The organism is Reyranella sp. (assembly GCF_004297265.1).
Classification (GTDB): Bacteria; Pseudomonadota; Alphaproteobacteria; order Reyranellales; family Reyranellaceae; genus Reyranella.
Genome location: NZ_SCUT01000054.1, coordinates 152459 through 170840 on the forward strand (window position 1 = coordinate 152459; position 18382 = coordinate 170840).

Below are 18382 nucleotides of genomic sequence, written 5' to 3' on the forward strand. Positions count from 1 at the left end.
TTACAGCGCCGGCAGATCCGGCGGCGGACGACGGGCGTTCGTCGCCTGTTCGTAGGCATAGGCGAGGCGCAGCAGCGTGGCCTCGCTCCAGGCGCGGCCGGCGAAGGTGAGGCCGAGCGGGTAATCCGGCGTTTCCGTCTTGCCGACGCCGGAGACGAAGCCGGCCGGGACCTGCACGCTGGGATAGCCCGGCTTGGCGGCAATCGTGGAGCCGCTGGCGCCGGGAAACACCACGGCGTCGAGTCGATGCTGGCTCATGTAGGCATCCATGCCGCGCTCCTTGGCGGCCATCAGGTCCATCGCGCGCGCCGACTTGTATTCCAGCTCGGAGAGATCGCCCCGGGTCGCCTCGGCGGCCAGGAACAGGTCCTGCCCGTAGCGCAGCGCCTTGTCGGCGTTCTCGGCGTTGAAGGCGATGATGTCGGCCATCGTCTTCATCCGCGTACCGGTCGCCCAGTCTCGCAGGTAGAGATTGAGGTCGCGCTTCAGCTCATAGAGGAAGACGACCGACGCGGTGCCCGGCGTGCCCTTGTTCATTCCGAGCGGATTGCGATTGAGCACCGCCATCGTGGTACCGGGCCCGCCGATCCATCCGATCGCCGGAATGGCGGCGCGCACGACCGTGGCGCCGAGGTCCTCCAGCACTCTGATCGCCTGCGCCATCACCTCTTTTCCCCGCAGGGAGAGCGGACCATAGAAGGGATCGTTGAGCGGATCGTCGGGATCGCTCGGTACGCCGATACGCGCGCCCTTCAAGCCATCCTTGTCGAGGTCCGCGGTATAGTCCTGCGGGCGCTGCAGCAACTGCGTCGCCAGATCGGCCGGATCGCGCGCCGCCAGCACGTTCAGCAGGATCGCGGAATCGCGCACCGTCCGGGTCATCGGACCCGCCGTGTCCTGGCTGTGCGAGATCGGGATGATGCCGCTGCGGCTGATCAGGCCGACCGTCGGCTTCACCGTGACGAGGCCGTTCTGGGTGGCGGGGCTCAGCAGCGAGCCCGAGGTTTCGGTGCCGATGGAAGCGGCGCAGAGGCCGGCCGCAACGGCGACCGCCGAGCCGGCGCTGGAGCCGCCGGGCAACACGACCGGCGCGCCGTTGGCCATCAGCTTGGGCGAGTAGGGGTTCCGCACATAGCCGGCGATCGAGCTGTAGCCAGACGGCATGCCGATCGCGAGGATGTTGGCGAACTCGGTGAGGTTTGCCTTGCCGAGGATCACCGCGCCGGCCTCGCGCAGCTTTTTGATCACCGGCGCATCGTCCTTGGTCTGTGCGCCATCGAGAGCGAGAGAGCCCGCGGTCGTGGGCTGCTTGTCGCCGGTCGCGATATTGTCCTTCACCAGGATCGGCAGGCCGGCGAGGGGTTGTTTGGCCGACGGCGTCACGCCGTCGAGGCCGGCGGCGATCGACAGGGCATCGGGATTGCTCACCCGCACGGAGTTGAGGCCCGGCCCCTGACGGTCATAGGCCTCGATGCGGGCCAGATAGGCCCTGGTCAGCGCGCTCGACGTGATCCTGCCCTGCGCCAGCGCCTGCTGCAGGTCCGACAGCGAGGCATTGTCGACGGGAATCGCGGACTGCGCCGAGGCCGCTCCCGAACCCACCACGCCCAGCATGGCCGGCATGATGGCCAGTTCGCGGCGTTTGAGGCCGCCATCGGACGGCGGCCTGGCGCCCTTGGTGGGTTCGGTCACGGCAGTCACCTGTGATTTCTGCCGCCAAGATTGGCGGCGCGAGCATCTTTACACGATGCAGATGCCTGGCGCCGCCACCCGACGTTCAGATTTCGCGGGTCTCGAGCATCAGCAGTTGCGCGCCGGCCTGGGCGAAGTTCGCGAGGTCGCCTGCCGTCGCCTGACCCTCCTTGGAGGCGAAGGCCGCGCCGATCGCCGCCATCGAGTCGAAGGTCAGGATGGCCACCAGGTGATAAGGCGCCGGTCCCTGCGGCGTGCCGACCGGACCGTCGTTGACCTCGTAGGAACGCAGGCCCGGGATCGTCTTGGCCAGCGGCACGTGCTTGTTGAAATAGTGAGCATCGAAGGCCGCCGCATCGGCGGGCTTGTTGTAGAGAACCACGAGCTTTGCCATCGGCTTTCTCCCCCTTTGAGATGCCCATCTGACGAGCGACGGAAGGATACAGTCAATGGCTCCTCGCGCCATCGTGAGGTTCGCCACGCGACCCGCCTCCGTTGCATGCCGCCTGCCCCGCCTTAAACTCCGGCAAAAGAGTGGAACAAATGGGGGAAACGATGAAGTTCACACGACGGGGCGCTCTCGCCGCGCTCGCCGCGACGGCACTGGCAGCGCCTGCCGCCGCGCAGACCTACCCCGACAAGCCGATCCGCATGATCATCGCCTTCGCGGCCGGCGGGCCAACCGACGTGGTCGGGCGCCTCCTGGCGCCGCGCGTCTCGGAAATCCTGGGCCAGCAGGTCGTGGTCGAGAACAAGCCGGGTGCCACCGGCAACATCGGCACCGCGATGGTCGCCGACGCCAAACCCGACGGTTACACGATCCTGTTCAGCGCCTCGACCATGGCGATGGCGCCCGCCCTCTACGGCAAGCAGCTCGGCTACGATCCGGTGAACGGTCTGGCCGCCATCGCCTATGTGGCGAGCGTGCCGCTGATCCTGCTGGCGCCGATCGACGGAGCCAAGTCCACGCCGGAACTCGTGGGCATGCTGCGCAAGGATCCCGGGAAGTATTCCTACGCCTCGTCCGGCAATGGCGGGATGATCCATCTCGCGAGCTACCTGTTCGCCAGCCGCGCGGGCGGTGACGCGTTGCACGTGCCCTATCGCGGCTCGGCGCCGGGCATGGTCGACATGATCGCCGGCCGCCACGGTTTCCAGATCGACACCTTGCAGTCCAGCAAGGGCTTCATCGACGGCGGAAAGGTGAGGGTGCTGGGCGTCGCTTCCGACAAGCGCCTGAAGCAGCTTCCGGACGTGCCGACGATCAAGGAGTCCATGGGCTTCGACTACGCCATCAACACCTGGTACGCCGTCTATGCCCCGGCCAAGACGCCGCGCCCGATCATCGACAGGCTGAACGCCGCCTTCAACCAGGCGCTGAAGCAGCCCGACATGGTCAGGAAAGCCGACGAGCTCGCCATCGAGCTGGTCGATTCGACGCCCGAGCAGGCCAAGAAGTTCTACGATGACCAGATGGCCTTCTGGGATCCCATCATCAAGCAGTCCGGCGCCAAGCCGGAATAGTGTGAAGGACGGAGTAGAGTAATGATCAAGTTCTATTACAACATGGCGCCGAACCCGATGAAGGTGGCGCTCTGCCTCGAAGAGATGGAGCTGCCGTACGAGCTCGTGCCGGTCGACACCCGCAAGGGCGAGCAGCACGCGCCGGAATACCTGGCGATCAATCCGAACGCCAAGGTGCCGGCGATCGTCGACGACGGCGAGACGGTGTTCGACAGCAACGCGATCCTGCTCTATCTCGCCGAAAAGACCGGCAAGTTCCTGCCGCCCAAGAAGGGCGAGATGCTCTCCTGGCTGATGTTCGTGGCGTCGGGCATCGGGCCTTACTCGGGCCAGGCCGTACACTTCCGCAACTTCGCGCCCGAACCCAAGGAATACGCCGTCAACCGCTACACGTTCGAGGCGCAGCGCCACTGGGGTATCCTCGAGGCGCGGCTTGGCAAGCAGCAATTCATGTGCGGCGACAGTTTCAGCATCGTCGACATGGCGGTGTGGGGCTGGTCGCGCCTGATCCCCTTCGTGCTGGGAGCCGAGGCGCCCAAGCAGTTCCCCAACGTCCAGCGTCACCTTGCCGAAATCAACGCTCGTCCGGCGGCCGCCCGGGCGCTCGCGCTCAAGGACAAGCACGCCTTCAAGGCCGAGATGGACGAGGCGGCCAAGCTCGCGATGTTCCCGCACCTCGGCAAGAAGGTCGCCTGAAACCCGATTGTCTCTCGACATCGGCACGGCCGGGGCGCACATCGATTACATGACCGAATCGAGTGTTCCGGCCTTGCCGGCCGGGTTTCGTGCGCAGCAGATCGCCACGAAAGGCGCTGACATTCACGTCTGGGTGGGCGGAAAGGGACCTGCCGTCCTGCTGCTCCACGGTTATGGCGAGACCAGCGAGATGTGGGGGCCGATGGCGGCCGCGCTGATGGCGACGCGAACCGTCATCGCCCCCGACCTGCGCGGGCTCGGCCTCTCGTCCAAGCCCGAGGCAGGCTACGACAAGGCCACGCAGGCACAGGACATGAGAACAGTCCTGCAGACCCTGGGCATCGGTCGCGCCGCGATCGTCGCCCACGACATCGGCAACATGGTCGCCTACGCCTATGCCGCGCAATATCGCAACGACACCGAGAAGCTCGTCGTCATCGATGCGCCGCTGCCCGGCATCGGCCCATGGGAGCAGATCCTGCGCAATCCGCTCCTCTGGCACTTCAACTTCCGCGGCCCCGACGCCGAGCGGCTGGTGGCGGGGCGGGAGCGCATCTATCTCGACCGCTTCTGGAACGAGTTCTCCGCCGATCCGGCCAGGTTCGGCGAGGCGGCACGCGCATTCTACGCCGCGCGCTATGCCCAGCCCGGTGGCATGCGCGCAGGATTCGCCCAGTTCGCGGCCTTCGCCCAGGACGAGATCGACAACAAGCGCTTCGCCGAGACCAAGCTCGTCATGCCGGTTCTGGCGCTGGGCGGCGAGAAGTCGTTCGGCCTCACGATGGCTGCGGTGATGCGGTTCGCCGCCAGCGATGTCACGGAAGGCGTCGTGCCGAATGCCGGCCACTGGATCATGGAAGAGAATCCGGAGGCGACCGTCGCGCTCGTGACGAAGTTCCTCGGGCTATGAGGCGCGTTGTCCTCGCGTCACTCCTGGCGTTCGTCGTGACGGGCGCGCTGGCGGCCGATCCGCCGGCCCAGCAGCGCAAGCCGCCGGCCGAGTTCGACTTCTCCACGGCCGCGTCGGCCGGGGCGGGCACTTCCGGCATCGCCGCCATCCAGACTGTCGTCCTCAAGGGCGACCCGACGAAGCCCGGCCTCTACACGATCATGCTGCGCATCCCGGCCAACACGCGGATCGCGGCCCACACGCACCCCGACGATCGAATCGGCACGGTGATCTCAGGCACCTGGTACTTCGGCTACGGCAAGGTCTTCGATGCTGCTGCGCTGAAAGCGCTACCGCCAGGCAGCTTCTACACCGAGCCACCGTCCGATCCGCACTTCGCCGAGACGCGCGACTCGCCGGTCGTGCTGCAGATCACGGGCTACGGGCCGACAGGGACGACTTACTAGGAATTTCCGTCATCTCGACCGGAGCGCGCTCCGGTCGAGATGACGAAGGTGCTTGCCGAGCTACATCATTCCCGGCGCGCCCAGGTCTGTGCCGTCGATCATGCGGCTGTAGCGGAAGGGCGCGGGATCGACGATGGGCGGGTCACCGGCGATGAGGTCCGCCGCGAGCCGGCCCGCACCGGGACCGATGCCGAAGCCGTGGCCGGTATAGCCGGTCGAGAGGAAGAGGCCGGGCAGGGGATCGACGGCGGAGATCACCGGGATGCCGTCGGGCGTCGAGTCGATCAGGCCGCCCCAGGCATGCGCGACTTTCAAGCCCTTCAGCGCCGGATAGTGATCGCCGAGCCGCGTGAGGCCGCGCTGGACGAGCACGGGATCGGCGGCGGGATCGAGCGTGCGCTGGCGTTCGAAGGGCGACTCGAGGTCGAACGACCAGTTGGCGAAGGACTCCGGTCCCTCGAGGAAGGAGCGGCCGATGCCGAAGGTGAGGCCGGCGCGGCGCTTCTTGAAGGTCGGCCAGAACTGGCGGGCATAGAGCAGGCCCTGCGGAGACAGTTCGACAAGGCCGCGTCCGCCCAAACCCACCGTATAGCCGCCGTCGAGGCGGCGGCGGATCGTGACGTCGGGCAGGGACAGGCCGCCATCCGTCACCTCAGGCGCCGCCATCGTGGCGAAGGAGGTCGAACGTACGCTGGCCTGCGCGAGGCGGAGATCGTGCCGGCGACAGAAAAGGGAGCTCCAGGCGCCGCCCGCCAGCAGCACCGTCTGCGTGCGGATGATTCCGTGCTCGGTAATGACTCCGGCTACCTTGCCGCCGGCAATGTCGAGGCCGCGTGCAGCGCAGTTCTGGTGAAGCGTGGCACCATGCTTGCGTGCGCCCTCGGCGATGGCTGGACCGGCCAGCGACGGCTCGGCGCGGCCGTCGGTCGGCGAATGCACGCCGCCGATCCAGTGGCCGGTGCTGCCGGGCGTGAGTTCTGTGGCCTCGGCGGCGCTCAACACCCGGCTGTGCATCTGGTATTCGCGCGCCTTGAGGGTCCATTCCTCCCACTGGTCGAAATCGCCAGGGCGATCGGTGACATAGGTGAGGCCGGTGCGACGAAAGCCAGTCTCGGCGCCCACCTCGCGGGAGAGGTCACCCCAGATCTCCAGGCTCTTCATGGCGAGCGGCAGCTCGCGCAGGTCGCGATGCTGCTGGCGGCACCAGCCCCAGTTCCGGCTGGTCTGCTCGCCGCCGATGACGCCCTTGTCGAGCAGCGCGACCCGGTGGCCGCGTTTCGCCAGCCAATAGGCGGCGGTGCTGCCGGCAATGCCGGCGCCGATCACCACGATTTCTGCCGCTGATGGGAGCTTCTCGTCGCTGACGACGGGTTGGACGGGTGGGGACATCGGCCTTCCTGGGACTGTACGCGCTGCGGAACAGTGTATCGCACGCTTTACGCGCCGGAACCCGGCGCGGTACCTTCCGCCGCACAAGAGGAGCCCCCAATGGATCTGACGTTCGGCAAGGAAGAACTCGCCTTCCAGAGTGAAGTGCGCGACTGGCTGAAGGAGAACCTGACGCCCGAGATCGTCGGCGAGATCAAGGTCGGCCGGAACGCCTACATGCCGAAGGAGCGGCTGATCGACTGGCAGAAGCGGCTGGCCAGGAAGGGCTGGCTGTGCACCGGCTGGCCCAAGGAATTCGGCGGCCCGGGCTTCACCACGACGCAGAAGTACATCTTCGAGATGGAGATGGCGAAGGCCGGCGCCCCCGGCACCTCGCCGTTCGGCCCCAAGATGTGCGCGCCGGTGATCATGAAGTACGGCTCGGCCGAGCAGAAGGCGCGCCACCTGCCGCCGATGCTGAACTCCGACCTGATCTGGTGCCAGGGCTATTCCGAGCCGGGCTCGGGCTCCGACCTCGCCTCGCTCCGCACCAAGGCGGTGCGCGAGGGCGACTACTACATCGTCAACGGCCAGAAGACCTGGACGACCCTGGCGCAGACCGCCGACTGGATCTTCTGCCTGGTGCGCACTTCGAACGAGGGCAAGCCGCAGGAGGGGATCTCCTTCCTGCTGATCGACATGAAGACGCCGGGCATCTCGGTCGAGCCGATCATCACCGCCGACGGCAACCGCGCCGGCACGCAGGAAGTGAACTCGGTCTTCTTCACCGACGTGAAGGTGCCGGTCGAGAACCGCGTCGGCGAGGAGAACAAGGGCTGGACCTACGCCAAGTACCTGCTCGAGTTCGAGCGCGGCGGCAATCCCTACAGCCCGCGCCTGCGCTCGGGCTTCGAGCGCCTGAAGCGCTTGGCGCAGGCGATGCCGGAAGGCGAGGACTCGATCCTGGCCGACGCAGCCTGGCGCGAGAAGCTCGCGCGCATGGACATCGAGATCTCCGGCCTCGAAATGTTCGAGCAGGAGTTCTATTCCAAGCTGGCGGCGGGCCAGAATCCGGGCCCGCTTTCGTCGATGATCAAGCTGCGTGGCACCGAGGTCATGCAGCAGGTTCAGGAATACGCCGTCGAGGCCGCCGGCTACTACAGCCAGCCGTTCCCCGAACAGCGCGCCTGGAACGCCAATGTCGAGCCAATCGGCCCCGAGGGCGCCGACGTGCTGGCGCCGCGCTACTTCAACGGGCGCAAGATGACGATCTACGGCGGCTCCTCGGAAGTGCAGCGCGGGATCATGTCGAAGGTGATGCTGGGGCTCTGACCCCTCCGTCGCTTACGCGCCACCTCCCCATTTGAATGGGGAGGCAATGAAGTTTCCCCGCCTCCCCATTCAAATGGGGAGGTGCCCCGACGGGGTGGAGGGGTCAGGAGAGAAACCATGCGTCTAGCCTTCAACGATCAGGAACTGGCCTTCCAGCAGGAAGTCCGCGACTGGATCACCGCCAACATGCCGCCGGAAGTGGCGGAGGAGAGCCGCCGCAGCCGCAGCAGCCACGTCTCCAAGGAGCGGCTGTTGCAGTGGCAGAAGAAGCTGGCCAGCAAGGGCTGGCTCTGCCCCAACTGGCCGAAGGAATATGGCGGGCCGGGCTGGACCTCGACGCAGAAGTTCATCTTCGAGATGGAGATGGCGCGCGCCGATTCGCCCTATCTCTCCTCGTTCAGCATCAAGATGGTGGCGCCCGTCCTGATGAAGTTCGGCAGCGAGGCGCAAAAGAAGCGCTTTCTGCCCAAGATCGCCGCGGCCGAGGAGCTGTGGTGCCAGGGCTATTCCGAGCCCGGCTCCGGTTCGGACCTCGCGTCCTTGCGCACCAAGGCCGAGCGCCAGGGCGACCATTACGTTGTGAACGGCCAGAAGATCTGGACGACCAACGCCCATTTCGCCGACTGGATCTTCTGCCTGGTGCGCACCTCCAACGAGGGCAAGCGGCAGGAGGGCATCTCCTTCCTGCTGATCGACATGAAGACGCCGGGCATCACGCTCGACCCGATCTACCTGGTCGACGGCACGCGCACGCCGATGCGGCACGAGGTCAACCAGGTCTTCTTCACCGACGTGAAGGTGCCGGTCGAGAACCTGGTCGGCGAGGAGAACAAGGGTTGGACCTACGCCAAGTTCCTGCTCGAGTTCGAGCGTGGCGGGCAGGCCTTCGGCCCGCGGCTGCGCAAGGCCTTCCGCCATCTCCAGACGCTCTCGAAGACGCAGATGAACGAGGGCCAGTCGCTCTCGGGCGATCCGCAGTGGCGCGAGAAGATGGCCGCCGTCGAGATGGAGATCGACGCCATCGAGATGAACGAGCTGATGTTCTATTCGAGCCTCAAGACCGGCGATGCGCCGGGCAACATGGGCTCGGTCGTGAAGATGCGCGGCACCGAGGTCGGCCAGAAGGTGACCGAACTCGCGGTCGAGGCGGTGGGCTGGTACGGCACGCCCTTCACCGAACTGCGTAACTACGACAGCAACGTCGTGCCGGTGGGTGGCGAATATGTCGATGACGTCTCGCCGCGCTACTTCAACACCCGCAAGACCACGATCTACGGCGGCTCGTCGGAAGTGCAGCGCAACGTGCTCGCCAAGGCGATGCTCGGTCTCTAGGGCGGGGGTCGCGTGAGTGCGCCGAAGAGGGCGGTCTTCTACGCGATCCTGGCGGCAATCGTCCTGGTCGCGCTGGAGATCGGCGCCTCGGCGTTCCTCTACGCTGTCAACAAGGACAGGATCGCCGCTCTGCCCGGATCGCCGTCGGAGCCCGCGATCCTGCTGGCGCTGCGGACCGGGCTGAGCTGGCTGTTTCCCGGATCGTTTCCCGACCCGGCGACCTACAGGCGCATGACGCGGTCGCCGGCCGGGTTTTTCACCCAGGATGCCGAACAGGGCTATCGCGCCAATCCCGGGCGGTACGTCTTCCGCTACAGCGGCATGCGCCAGGGAAATATCGAACATCTCGACGCCGTGGTGACGATCAATCCGGATGGAACTAGGTTCACCGGCAAGGCGCCGGCTGACGCGACCCGCCGCATCTTCGTCCTGGGCGATTCCTATGTCTTCGGCGACGGCGTCAACGACCAGCAGACCTTCGCGTTTCTGCTGCAGGCAGCCTTTCCCGGCGCCTCCGTGCAGGTCCATGCGCTGGCCGGTTATTCCTGGGCCAATGCGCTGGTCACGATGCAGCGGATCAAGGAGCAGATCCGCCCCGGCGACGTCGTCGTCCTGGGCTATGCCCAGTATTACAAGGAACGCCATGTGGCGGCGCCGTCGCGGCTGCGCAGCATCCGCGACTGGATGGCCTCGACCTTTCCCGAGGTCGCACTCGATCCGAAAGACAGGGTGATCCGCGCGCGGCTCGACAAGAGCAATCGGCTCGCGCTCGACACGATCCCGATGCATTGCAAATTCGATCCGGCCTATTGCGCCGGGTCGGAACCGGCGCCGGAGTATGTCGACAGGGTGTCGAGCGAACTCCTGCGCGCGATTGCGGCGACCACGGCTGGGAAGATCTACCTGCTGCACATGTTCGGACCCAACAACGATCCCGTGCTCCGGAACCTGCCGGGCAATGTCGAGATCGTTGCCGCGACCCCGCAGGACTTCACCTATGTCATGCAGGACAACATCATGGGCCTCGACGATCATGGCGGACCCTACTGGCACTACGCCATGTACTCGAAGTTGGAGCCGGTCATCGCCGGACGGCGATGACGCTGTCGGTTCGCGCCCGTACTTCCGGCGTGGCGAGGCAGGAGGCCAGGGCCTCGTAACCCGGCGTGCCGCGATAGGGCGCGACGCGGAACGGTGGCGCATGATTGGCCGGACAGAAGAGCACCGTCTCGTCGGGGCCGAGCACATCGAGATCGAGGATCGATGAGGAGCGCGTCATCACGAACAGCGGCGGCGCGTCGGGGCCACGGCGGCGCAGAAGGGCGATCAGCGCCTCCTGGGTGGGCTTGTCGAGGCCTTGTTCGACGAGATCGACGACCACGGGCGTCGTTGTTTCGAGGCCGGTGAGAAGGGCTCTGAGCGCCGGCGTGTCGGTCGCGCCGTCCTGTACGAGCAGGGCGACGGTCGGCGCGATCGTCGACATCAGCGACGGATCGGCCGTGCGATCGAGGCCGAGGAAGGCGCCGTCGAGTTCGTCGGCAATCCGCATCGCCAGCCGTGTCTTGCCGCTGCCCAGAGGGCCCGTGACGTAGGTGAGGGGACGGATGTCGCGCAGCTCGAAGGGCTCACCGCCCCAGGGCCAGGGCAGCGCGAACGCGACGTGGAGGCCGGGCCTGAGCGCCAGCATGCGCGTGAGGTCGGAAGCGCTCGGCGCACCCCCGTGCGCGAGGTCGCCGCGCAGCGCCCGCACGCCGTCGATGGCCTCGACGAGCTCCCGCAGGCGCGCTTCGAGCGCCCCCTGATGCGCGGCCAGCGCCGGCTCGAGGCCGCTCGCATCGCCTTTCAGGATGCGCGCCACCTGGGCCAGGCTGAAGCCAAGCGCCCGCAGGGTCACGATCTCGGAGGCGCGCTCCAGATCCCCCGGCCCATAGGCCCGCCAGCCCGCGTCGGAGCGGATTGGTGCGAGCAGGCCGCGCTGTTCGTAGAGACGCAGCGCCTTGATGGAAATGCCGAGACGCCGGGCGGCGTCGGATGCATTCAGGAATTCGCTCACGATCGACCTCGCTTGATGTTGACCGCTCGTCCTATGAGGGCGGCCCCAGGGGCCGGGTCAACAGGCTTTTCCGGACATGGTCATTCCTGCGTCACCGCAGGCTGGCGTAGGCTCGGTGCCGGACAACGGAGGATGCGCATGGACTACCGCAATCTCGGCCGCGCCGGCCTGAAAGTCTCGGAGATCTGCCTCGGCACAATGACCTTCGGCAACGGCGCCGACCAGGACGGAGCCACGAAGATGGTGAATGCCGCGCTCGACGCGGGCGTCACCTTCTTCGACACGGCGAATTCCTATGTCGGCGGCACATCGGAGACGATGCTGGGCGTGGCGCTGAAGGGCAAGCGCCAGGACGCCATCATCGCCTCCAAGTTCTTCAATCCGATGGGCCACAGGCCCAACGATTCGGGCATGTCGCGGCTGCACATCAAGCAGCAGATCGAAGGCTCGCTGAAGCGCCTGCAGACAGACTACATCGACGTCTATTACATCCACCATGTCGACCACCAGACGCCGCTCGAGGAGATGCTGCGCGCACTCGACGATCTCGTGCGCGATGGCAAGATCCTCTACACGGCCTGCTCGAATTTCGAGGCCTGGCGCCTGATGGAAGCGCTGTGGATCAGCGACACGAGAGGCTGGGAGCGCTTTGCCGCCTACCAGCCGCAATACAGTCTCGTGGTCCGCGACATCGATGAGGAGATCGTGCCGGCGCTGCAGCTCAAGGGATTGGGCTGCGTGGCCTGGTCACCGCTTGGCAGCGGCTACCTCGCCGGCAAGTACACGCCGGGTACTCTCGAGGTCCAGGGCAGCCGGTCGGCCGAGGGCTGGGGCTTCCAGAGCAAGTTCTTCGCGCCCAATCACGGCGAGATCCTGCAGACGCTGCTCGATACGGCGAAGGAGCTCGGCAAGCCGCCGGCCGAGGTGGCGCTGCGATGGGTGATGGACCAGCCCTTCATGACCAGCGCCATCGTCGGCGCCCGCAATGCCGAGCAGCTCGGCGAGACGCTGCAGGCGGGCGGCTGGCGCCTGCCCGCCGACGCGCTCGCGAAGTTGAGCGATGTCTCCGCGCGGCCGCATAGATACCCGCGCGCCTTCGAGGACCCTATGCCGGCACGGCGTGCGAGTGCGCTGAAGATGCCGGGTCGAAAACAGGACCGATGACCTGAAGCCAGCGATTCGGCAGAACAAGGATCGAGGTCAGCGTTCCCGAGAGCGCTCGCGCTCACGTCCCGCGAGCGGGTCATGGCGTTCGTTGCGATATTGCACGTTGCTTACGTTCGGCCATAGTGGCTTTGCCATCGTTCCCCCCGATCGACCCTTGCCGGGTTTCTATGCCAGGGTGACGATCGCCGCTTACGTCCGCCTGACCGGCTTTCAGCATAAGAAACGTGAAACACGGCCGTCAACGGTGGTTGTGTTTTCTGTCATTAATTTGCAACTAGAACGCCGAGCTGAACGCGGCAGAGGCCGCTGTCCGAGGTCGAGGGGCGGCCAGACAATGTCTGCACGTCCGGCACGTAGATCGGGCGGTTGCCGGCGAAACCGGCGGTCGCGACGAGGCGGGCCTGCTTGCCTGCCTCGGCCTGGGAGTAGACGACCGTTACGCCGTTGATCAGGGCGAATTCGTGGGGCCAGACGAGGCGCAGCACCACGACCGGGCGACCCCGCTCGTCGCGGGAGGCCCAGCGCTCGACACTGGGCGGCGGGTTCGGCTTGCCGACGCCGCGATGGACGGCGCCGTCCAGCGTGACCCCGGTCTGGGTCATCTGGCCGAGCGGCAGCATCGTGTTGATCTCCTCGCCGTTCTGGCCGACCCAGATTTCCAGATGCGGTTGATGGATCCACGAGCCGGCCGGTGGTGCGGCGGCAGGGACGGGATCGAACACTTGCACAATCAGCGTGTTGCTGCCGACGCCGATCGTCCTGATCTCGGCCGCCTGATCGGCCGGTGCGGGCTTGCCCCAGACGACGAAGCCATTGTCGCCAGCGGTCGTCATGCCCGGAATGCAGTTGCCGAGCGCCGTCCCGGCCGGGATCGCGGCCTTGCCGGACAGGCCCGGCGCCACGACGGGATACGCACCGACGGTCTCGGCATCAATGCGAGCGGCGAAGGCCTGCGACGGCTTGGGCCAGGACGGACAGCCGACGCCGGGATCGCGCCGGGTGCTGTCCTTGGCCAGCGCCCGCACCAGCCGCGTCCGGTAATCGATGTCGGTCAGCGTGCCGCTCTGCTCCGAGACGTTGTGGTAGCTGCAATCCTGCTCCGTCAGGGCGCGGAAGGGCGACAGCGAATAGGTGACCTCCATCGACCAGCGCCACGAAGAGCCGCCGGATTGGCGATGAACGAGCCGGTTGGGCCCGACCTCGACCTCGTCCTCGCCAACCCCGGCCATGCCGTAGCCGTCGTTGCAGAGTTGCAGCACTTGCTTCGGCATCGCCGTGCCATCCAGCAGCCAATATTCGACGCCGCCGTCCCGCCCGTTGCCGTTGATGCAGCCTTCGTCCTGGTCCTTGGGTTTGTCGGCAAGACCCAGCCGAATCTCGACGACCGAAAGAGGCGTGTCTGCCGGTGACCGGCCAGCCTCGTACGTTTTCTCGACTTTACAGGTCACGCGTTGGGCGCAGATCGCCGCCTTCTGCGCCGCATCGGGGGCGGCGAAGGCCGCGACAGGAACAAGCAGAAATCCAGCAGCGAGAAGCAGAGGAAATATGACGGTTACCATGCCAGCCCTGCACGAGTGCGTGTTCGTGTCTCCAGCCTGCCAGTCTCCTTCCACCTATCGGAAGAGACTACGTTCAATATTCTCATCATCGATCCGTGCCATTGCTGCAGTCGCCGGGGACTATAGGTACAATTCCCCGGTCGACGCGTGTGTTGGAGGTATTGGGGAATGGCCACTTCGGATTCGCCTGTCACCAAGGGCGGCAATTTTGCGGGTACGTTCAATTCCTACACGGTCGTCGACCCCAACGTTCGAGCGCTCCTGTCGGATCACTATTGGACCTCGGATGTCGAGGGCACCACGCCGGCAACGACGTTCACCTATTTTTTCCCCACCGACAAGGATCAGTATCCGGACAACTACCAGGATCCAAGCGGCCTCGCCGCCTTCAAGCCGACTGACGATAATCAGCAGGCCGCGGCGGTCATTGGTTTCAAGCTCATCGCCTCCTACACCGGCCTCACCTTCGACCTGAGCAACACGCCGGATGCCTCGTTCAGGATTGCCGGTGCGGGCAGTCTTGTCGGCAACGAGGGTGGATCGCACGCCAGCTACCCAATGAACTATCCGGGCAATTCGATCATGAATTCGTCCGGGGACGTATATCTCGGCAAGAATGGCGAATTCGAAACGGACCAATTGTACGGGGAAGACTCCTTCGCCACCGTCATCCACGAGATGGGGCATGCGCTCGGCCTGAAGCACCCATTCGAACTCTATCCCAACGGCCCCATTGCCGCCGACCGGAACGACATCGAATTCACGGTGATGACCTACTCGTCGTTCCTCAGCGGCGAGGTGAGCGTGAACGCCAACACGACCGCGCCGTCCGGCTCATCCGTCTCCAGCTACATGATGTACGACATCGCGGCATTGCAGGCGATGTACGGCGCCAACTTCGACAAGGGCAAGACCGACGTCAAGCCGGCGGTCCAGGACACCTACACCTGGGATACCGACGGCAGGCAATACATCAATGGCGAGGAGGCTCCCAATACCGGCCCCACGGCCACGAAGAAGATCTTCACCACCGTGTGGACGCAAGGCGCCGACACCACCTTCGATCTCAGCAATTTCAGCGACGACCAGTACGACGACATGCGGCCGGGGAAGTGGCTCCGCTTCTCGAACAGCCAGCTCGCCGACCTGAATTCCGCGGCGCCCGAAGGATCGCCGGAATATCAGGCCCAGGGCAATGTCTACAACAGCCTGCTCTATCAGGACGACAAGCGATCGGAGATCGGCTCCCTGAAGGCCGGCTCCGGTAACGACACGATCATCGGCAACGATCTCAACAACACGATCTGGGGAAATGACGGCAACGATACGATCGACGGCGGGATCGGCAACGACATCCTCTACGGCGGGATAGGCGACGATATCCTGAGCGGGGGGTTCGGCTGGAAGAACGAACTGCACGGCGGCGACGGTATTGACACCGCGTCCTATGCGGACCGTACGGGCGTGGTTTATGCCGATCTCACCGCCCACTATGCCAAGGTCGACTATTATGCCGCCGACACCTACGACGGCATCGAGAACCTGACGGGCGGCTCGGGGCCTAACACCCTGATCGGCGACTCCGGCGACAACACGCTGACCGGCGGCAAGAGCAACGACCAGCTCTATGGTTTCGCAGGCGACGACGTGCTCGTGGGCAATGCCGGCAACGACATGCTGGCCGGCGGACTCGGCGCCGACGAACTGTCCGGTGGCGACGGCGACGACAGCCTGCTGGTCGATGCCGCCGACACCTCGATCGACGGCGGCGACGGTTTCGACTCGGCGCTGGTGCAGACCGCCGACGCCGTGACCCTCGACATGGCGGCGGCCTCGATTGAATGGGTGCACGGCAACGACGGCAACGATGTCTTCACGGCCGCGGCCCAGACCGTCGGCGTCTACATCTACGGCATGAACGGCAACGACACGATCACGGGATCGGCGTTCGCCGACTATCTCAACGGCGGTGAGGGCAACGACAACCTGCTCGGCGGTGCCGGCAACGACACGCTGATCGGTGGTGCCGGCTCCGATGTCCTGCGCGGCCAGGCGGGTGACGACGTCCTGATCGAAGAGGGCGGCGACAACCTGATCGATGGCGGCGATGGCTTCGACTCGCTCTTCGTCTGGTCCACCGGCGGCCTGACGCTGAACATGACGACGGCCTCGATCGAATGGGTGCAAGGGTCGGTACAGGGCGGTGACAGTCTCAATGCGGCGGGCAACACCGTCGACACCTTCATCTACGGCTGGGGCGGCGACGACATTCTGACCGGTGGCTGGGCCAGCGACCACATTGCCGGCGGCGAGGGGAACGACGTCCTGACCGGTGGTGCCGGCAACGATACGCTGATCGGGGAAGCCGGCGCGAACCGCTACGTCTACACCGACATCGTCTGGGGAGCCGACACGATCTTCTTTTTCGGTGGGCACACCGACAAGATCGACTTCAGAGCGATCGGCACGATCCACTCGCTCTCGGACTTCACGATGCACGAATGGGATGCTGGCGGCGGTTCGACCTCGACGACGCTGTTCCATACCGAGGGAACAACGACCAGTGCGATCACGCTGATGGGAGTTGCGGAGGCCAACATCCTCGCATCGGACTTCCTCTTCGCCTGATCGGCGGCGGGGAAAGCGCGCTGGCGGTTTCAGCCCGCCAGGACCGCTTCACCCACGATCTGGGTGCGGTGCATGAGCCGACGCAGGTTCTCGTCGAAGGCATCGCGGCGGTGCATGACGCAGCGATTGTCCCACATGACAAGGTCGCCGGCGCGCCACTTCTGGTACCAGGCGAACTTCTCCTGCGTGGCATGGGCCCAGATCGCGTCGAGCAGTGCCTCGCTCTCCTCGACCTCGAGGCCATGGATGTAAGCGCCGGGACGGCGGCCGAGGAACAGCGCCTTGCGGCCGGTGACGGGATGCAGACGGACCAGGGGATGCACGGCGCCCGGCGTATGGCGCACGTCGATCGTGCGCTGAAATCCCTTGCGCAGCTCGCCCGCCGAGTTGCGGCTGGAATCATGGATGCAGACCTTGCCCTCGATCGCGCGCTTCAGCTCGGGCGACAGCGTCTCGTAGGCCGCATACATGTTGAGGAAGCCGGTATTGCCGCCATCGGGCGGCACCTCGAGCGCATAGAGCAGGGACGCGCGGGGCGGCAGGGGGTTGTAGGACATGTCCGTGTGCCAGACGAGCTCGTAGCTGCCGAGGCTACCGACCGCCTTGCCGTCTGTCTTGACGCTGGCGATGACGGCCACCCATTCGCGCGCCTCGTCGATCACGTCGGAATCCGCGCGGTCGAGGCTGGCGGCCGAGATCGGTACCCTGTCGAGCTCGCCGAAGCGGGCGCTGAACTGCATCAGCATGCGGTCGTCGAGCTTCTGCCCGGAAAAGCGCAACACCAGGTGCTTGCCCCAGGCCTCGGCGATCTGGGCAAAGACCTCGTCCCCGACGGGCTTCGAGAGATCGACACCGTGCACGTCGGCGGCAAGGGCGGCACCGGTCGGCTGGATCCACAGGTCGGTCATCGGGAAGGCTCCTTCATCCATGCATGGTGAGGCCGCCGGAGACGCTGATCGTCTGGCCGGTGATAAAGCCCGCATCGTCGCTGGCGAGGAAGCAGACGGCGCCCGGAATATCCTCCGGCTGGCCGACGCGCTTCATCGGGATGGCGCCCACGAGAGCCGCGCGAACCTTCTGGCCGCGCTCATCGTCGCCCGCGACGGCCGCCAGCAGCGGCGTGTCGGTCGGGCCGGGGCAGACGGCGTTCAGGGTGATGCCCTTGCGCGCGACCTCGCGCGCCACGGTCTTGGTGAAGGCGATGATGCCGCCCTTGCAGGCAGAATAGACGGCTTCCTGCGAGGAGCCGACACGGCCCGCATCCGAGGCGATGTTGACGATGCGGCCGCCGCCGCGCGCCACCATGCCCTTCAGCACGAAATGACTCATGTTGAGCGGCCCGCGCAGGTTGATGGCGATGAGCTGGTCCCAGAGATCGGGCGTGGTGTCGACGAAGTTGGCGAAGCGGTCCCAGCCGGCATTGTTCACCAGGATATCGGTCGGCCCGACCTTGCGTTCGAAGTCGGCGATCGCCTCACCGACGGCCGCATAGTCGACAATGTCGACACCGGACGCATATCCGTTGATCTCGTCCGCGACCTTCTTCGCGCCGTCGAGGTTCTTGTCGAACACGCCGACGCGGGTGCCGTAGCCCGCGAAGCGGCGGCAGATCGCGCTGCCGATCGCGCCGGCACCGCCGGTCACGATGACGTTCCTTCCTTCGAGTCCGCGCATC

The 18382-nt window shown here is 65.9% G+C and carries 16 protein-coding genes; 9 read left to right on the forward strand and 7 right to left on the reverse strand.

Annotated elements, in window-relative coordinates; genetic code table 11:
• Positions 1-1692, reverse strand: a complete 1692-nt coding sequence (locus tag EPO41_RS24595; RefSeq protein WP_296331164.1) for an amidase family protein — start codon at positions 1690-1692, stop codon at positions 1-3.
• An 85-nt stretch (positions 1693-1777) separates the two neighbouring features.
• Positions 1778-2086, reverse strand: coding sequence for an EthD family reductase (locus EPO41_RS24600; RefSeq protein WP_296331167.1), 309 nt, complete (start codon positions 2084-2086; stop codon positions 1778-1780).
• A gap of 161 nt (positions 2087-2247) precedes the next feature.
• Between EPO41_RS24600 and EPO41_RS24605 the strand changes: the two genes are divergently transcribed.
• From EPO41_RS24605 to EPO41_RS24620, 4 genes are read left to right on the forward strand one after another with little or no spacing between them, the layout of a single operon-like run.
• A complete protein-coding gene (locus tag EPO41_RS24605; protein WP_296331170.1) occupies positions 2248-3216 on the forward strand; it encodes a tripartite tricarboxylate transporter substrate binding protein in 969 nt (322 codons plus the stop codon).
• A gap of 21 nt (positions 3217-3237) precedes the next feature.
• Positions 3238-3912 carry a glutathione S-transferase family protein gene (locus EPO41_RS24610; RefSeq protein ID WP_296331173.1) on the forward strand — a complete coding sequence of 225 codons (675 nt, stop codon included), beginning with the start codon at positions 3238-3240 and terminating at the stop codon, positions 3910-3912.
• A 49-nt stretch (positions 3913-3961) separates the two neighbouring features.
• Positions 3962-4822 carry an alpha/beta hydrolase gene (locus tag EPO41_RS24615; RefSeq protein WP_296331176.1) on the forward strand — a complete coding sequence of 287 codons (861 nt, stop codon included), beginning with the start codon at positions 3962-3964 and terminating at the stop codon, positions 4820-4822.
• Positions 4819-5268, forward strand: a complete 450-nt coding sequence (locus EPO41_RS24620) for a cupin domain-containing protein (RefSeq protein WP_296331179.1) — start codon at positions 4819-4821, stop codon at positions 5266-5268. The genes EPO41_RS24615 and EPO41_RS24620 overlap by 4 nt, the downstream gene beginning before the upstream one ends.
• Positions 5269-5328: 60 nt before the next feature.
• Here EPO41_RS24620 and EPO41_RS24625 read toward each other — a convergent pair whose 3' ends face one another.
• Positions 5329-6657 carry an FAD-binding oxidoreductase gene (locus EPO41_RS24625; protein WP_296331182.1) on the reverse strand — a complete coding sequence of 443 codons (1329 nt, stop codon included), beginning with the start codon at positions 6655-6657 and terminating at the stop codon, positions 5329-5331.
• A gap of 99 nt (positions 6658-6756) precedes the next feature.
• Between EPO41_RS24625 and EPO41_RS24630 the strand changes: the two genes are divergently transcribed.
• From EPO41_RS24630 to EPO41_RS24640, 3 genes are all read left to right on the forward strand, one after another.
• Entirely contained in the window at positions 6757-7968 is a 1212-nt protein-coding gene (locus tag EPO41_RS24630) for an acyl-CoA dehydrogenase family protein (protein WP_296331188.1), read from the forward strand.
• Between the two features lie 117 nt (positions 7969-8085).
• Positions 8086-9300, forward strand: a complete 1215-nt coding sequence (locus EPO41_RS24635) for an acyl-CoA dehydrogenase family protein (protein WP_296331190.1) — start codon at positions 8086-8088, stop codon at positions 9298-9300.
• A gap of 12 nt (positions 9301-9312) precedes the next feature.
• Positions 9313-10401, forward strand: coding sequence for a hypothetical protein (locus EPO41_RS24640; RefSeq protein WP_296331193.1), 1089 nt, complete (start codon positions 9313-9315; stop codon positions 10399-10401).
• Here EPO41_RS24640 and EPO41_RS24645 read toward each other — a convergent pair.
• Positions 10382-11353, reverse strand: coding sequence for a MerR family transcriptional regulator (locus EPO41_RS24645; protein WP_296331195.1), 972 nt, complete (start codon positions 11351-11353; stop codon positions 10382-10384). The two genes, EPO41_RS24640 and EPO41_RS24645, sit on opposite strands and share 20 nt — an antisense overlap.
• 138 nt (positions 11354-11491) lie before the next feature.
• On the opposite strand from EPO41_RS24645, the gene EPO41_RS24650 reads away from it, so the two are divergent.
• Positions 11492-12517 (forward strand): aldo/keto reductase, encoded by a 1026-nt coding sequence (locus EPO41_RS24650; RefSeq protein ID WP_296331198.1) that lies wholly within the window; start codon positions 11492-11494, stop codon positions 12515-12517.
• Positions 12518-12783: 266 nt separating this feature from the next.
• On the opposite strand, the gene EPO41_RS24655 is transcribed toward EPO41_RS24650, so the two are convergent.
• Positions 12784-13968: a hypothetical protein gene (locus EPO41_RS24655; protein ID WP_296331201.1), complete on the reverse strand. Its 1185-nt coding sequence runs from the start codon at positions 13966-13968 to the stop codon at positions 12784-12786.
• A gap of 279 nt (positions 13969-14247) precedes the next feature.
• Here EPO41_RS24655 and EPO41_RS24660 point away from each other — a divergent pair, with 279 nt between their 5' ends.
• Positions 14248-16707, forward strand: coding sequence for a hypothetical protein (locus tag EPO41_RS24660; RefSeq protein ID WP_296331203.1), 2460 nt, complete (start codon positions 14248-14250; stop codon positions 16705-16707).
• A gap of 29 nt (positions 16708-16736) precedes the next feature.
• Here the strand turns inward: EPO41_RS24660 and EPO41_RS24665 are convergent, their stop codons facing one another.
• Together EPO41_RS24665 and EPO41_RS24670 are read right to left on the reverse strand one after the other, a co-directional pair.
• Positions 16737-17615 carry a TauD/TfdA family dioxygenase gene (locus tag EPO41_RS24665; protein WP_296331205.1) on the reverse strand — a complete coding sequence of 293 codons (879 nt, stop codon included), beginning with the start codon at positions 17613-17615 and terminating at the stop codon, positions 16737-16739.
• Between the two features lie 13 nt (positions 17616-17628).
• Positions 17629-18381 (reverse strand): SDR family oxidoreductase, encoded by a 753-nt coding sequence (locus tag EPO41_RS24670; RefSeq protein WP_363247492.1) that lies wholly within the window; start codon positions 18379-18381, stop codon positions 17629-17631.
• Position 18382: the final 1 nt, after the last annotated feature.

What these genes read in the sequence shown, in the direction of transcription:
- EPO41_RS24600 (WP_296331167.1), bottom strand. Translation starts at nt 2,086, where the DNA reads ATGGCAAAGCTCGTGGTTCTCTACAACAAGCCCGCCGATGCGGCGGCC.
- EPO41_RS24605 (WP_296331170.1), top strand. Translation starts at nt 2,248, where the DNA reads ATGAAGTTCACACGACGGGGCGCTCTCGCCGCGCTCGCCGCGACGGCA.
- EPO41_RS24610 (WP_296331173.1), top strand. Translation starts at nt 3,238, where the DNA reads ATGATCAAGTTCTATTACAACATGGCGCCGAACCCGATGAAGGTGGCG.
- EPO41_RS24615 (WP_296331176.1), top strand. Translation starts at nt 3,962, where the DNA reads ATGACCGAATCGAGTGTTCCGGCCTTGCCGGCCGGGTTTCGTGCGCAG.
- EPO41_RS24620 (WP_296331179.1), top strand. Translation starts at nt 4,819, where the DNA reads ATGAGGCGCGTTGTCCTCGCGTCACTCCTGGCGTTCGTCGTGACGGGC.
- EPO41_RS24625 (WP_296331182.1), bottom strand. Translation starts at nt 6,657, where the DNA reads ATGTCCCCACCCGTCCAACCCGTCGTCAGCGACGAGAAGCTCCCATCA.
- EPO41_RS24630 (WP_296331188.1), top strand. Translation starts at nt 6,757, where the DNA reads ATGGATCTGACGTTCGGCAAGGAAGAACTCGCCTTCCAGAGTGAAGTG.
- EPO41_RS24635 (WP_296331190.1), top strand. Translation starts at nt 8,086, where the DNA reads ATGCGTCTAGCCTTCAACGATCAGGAACTGGCCTTCCAGCAGGAAGTC.
- EPO41_RS24650 (WP_296331198.1), top strand. Translation starts at nt 11,492, where the DNA reads ATGGACTACCGCAATCTCGGCCGCGCCGGCCTGAAAGTCTCGGAGATC.
- EPO41_RS24660 (WP_296331203.1), top strand. Translation starts at nt 14,248, where the DNA reads ATGGCCACTTCGGATTCGCCTGTCACCAAGGGCGGCAATTTTGCGGGT.
- EPO41_RS24665 (WP_296331205.1), bottom strand. Translation starts at nt 17,615, where the DNA reads ATGACCGACCTGTGGATCCAGCCGACCGGTGCCGCCCTTGCCGCCGAC.
- EPO41_RS24670 (WP_363247492.1), bottom strand. Translation starts at nt 18,381, where the DNA reads ATGCGCGGACTCGAAGGAAGGAACGTCATCGTGACCGGCGGTGCCGGC.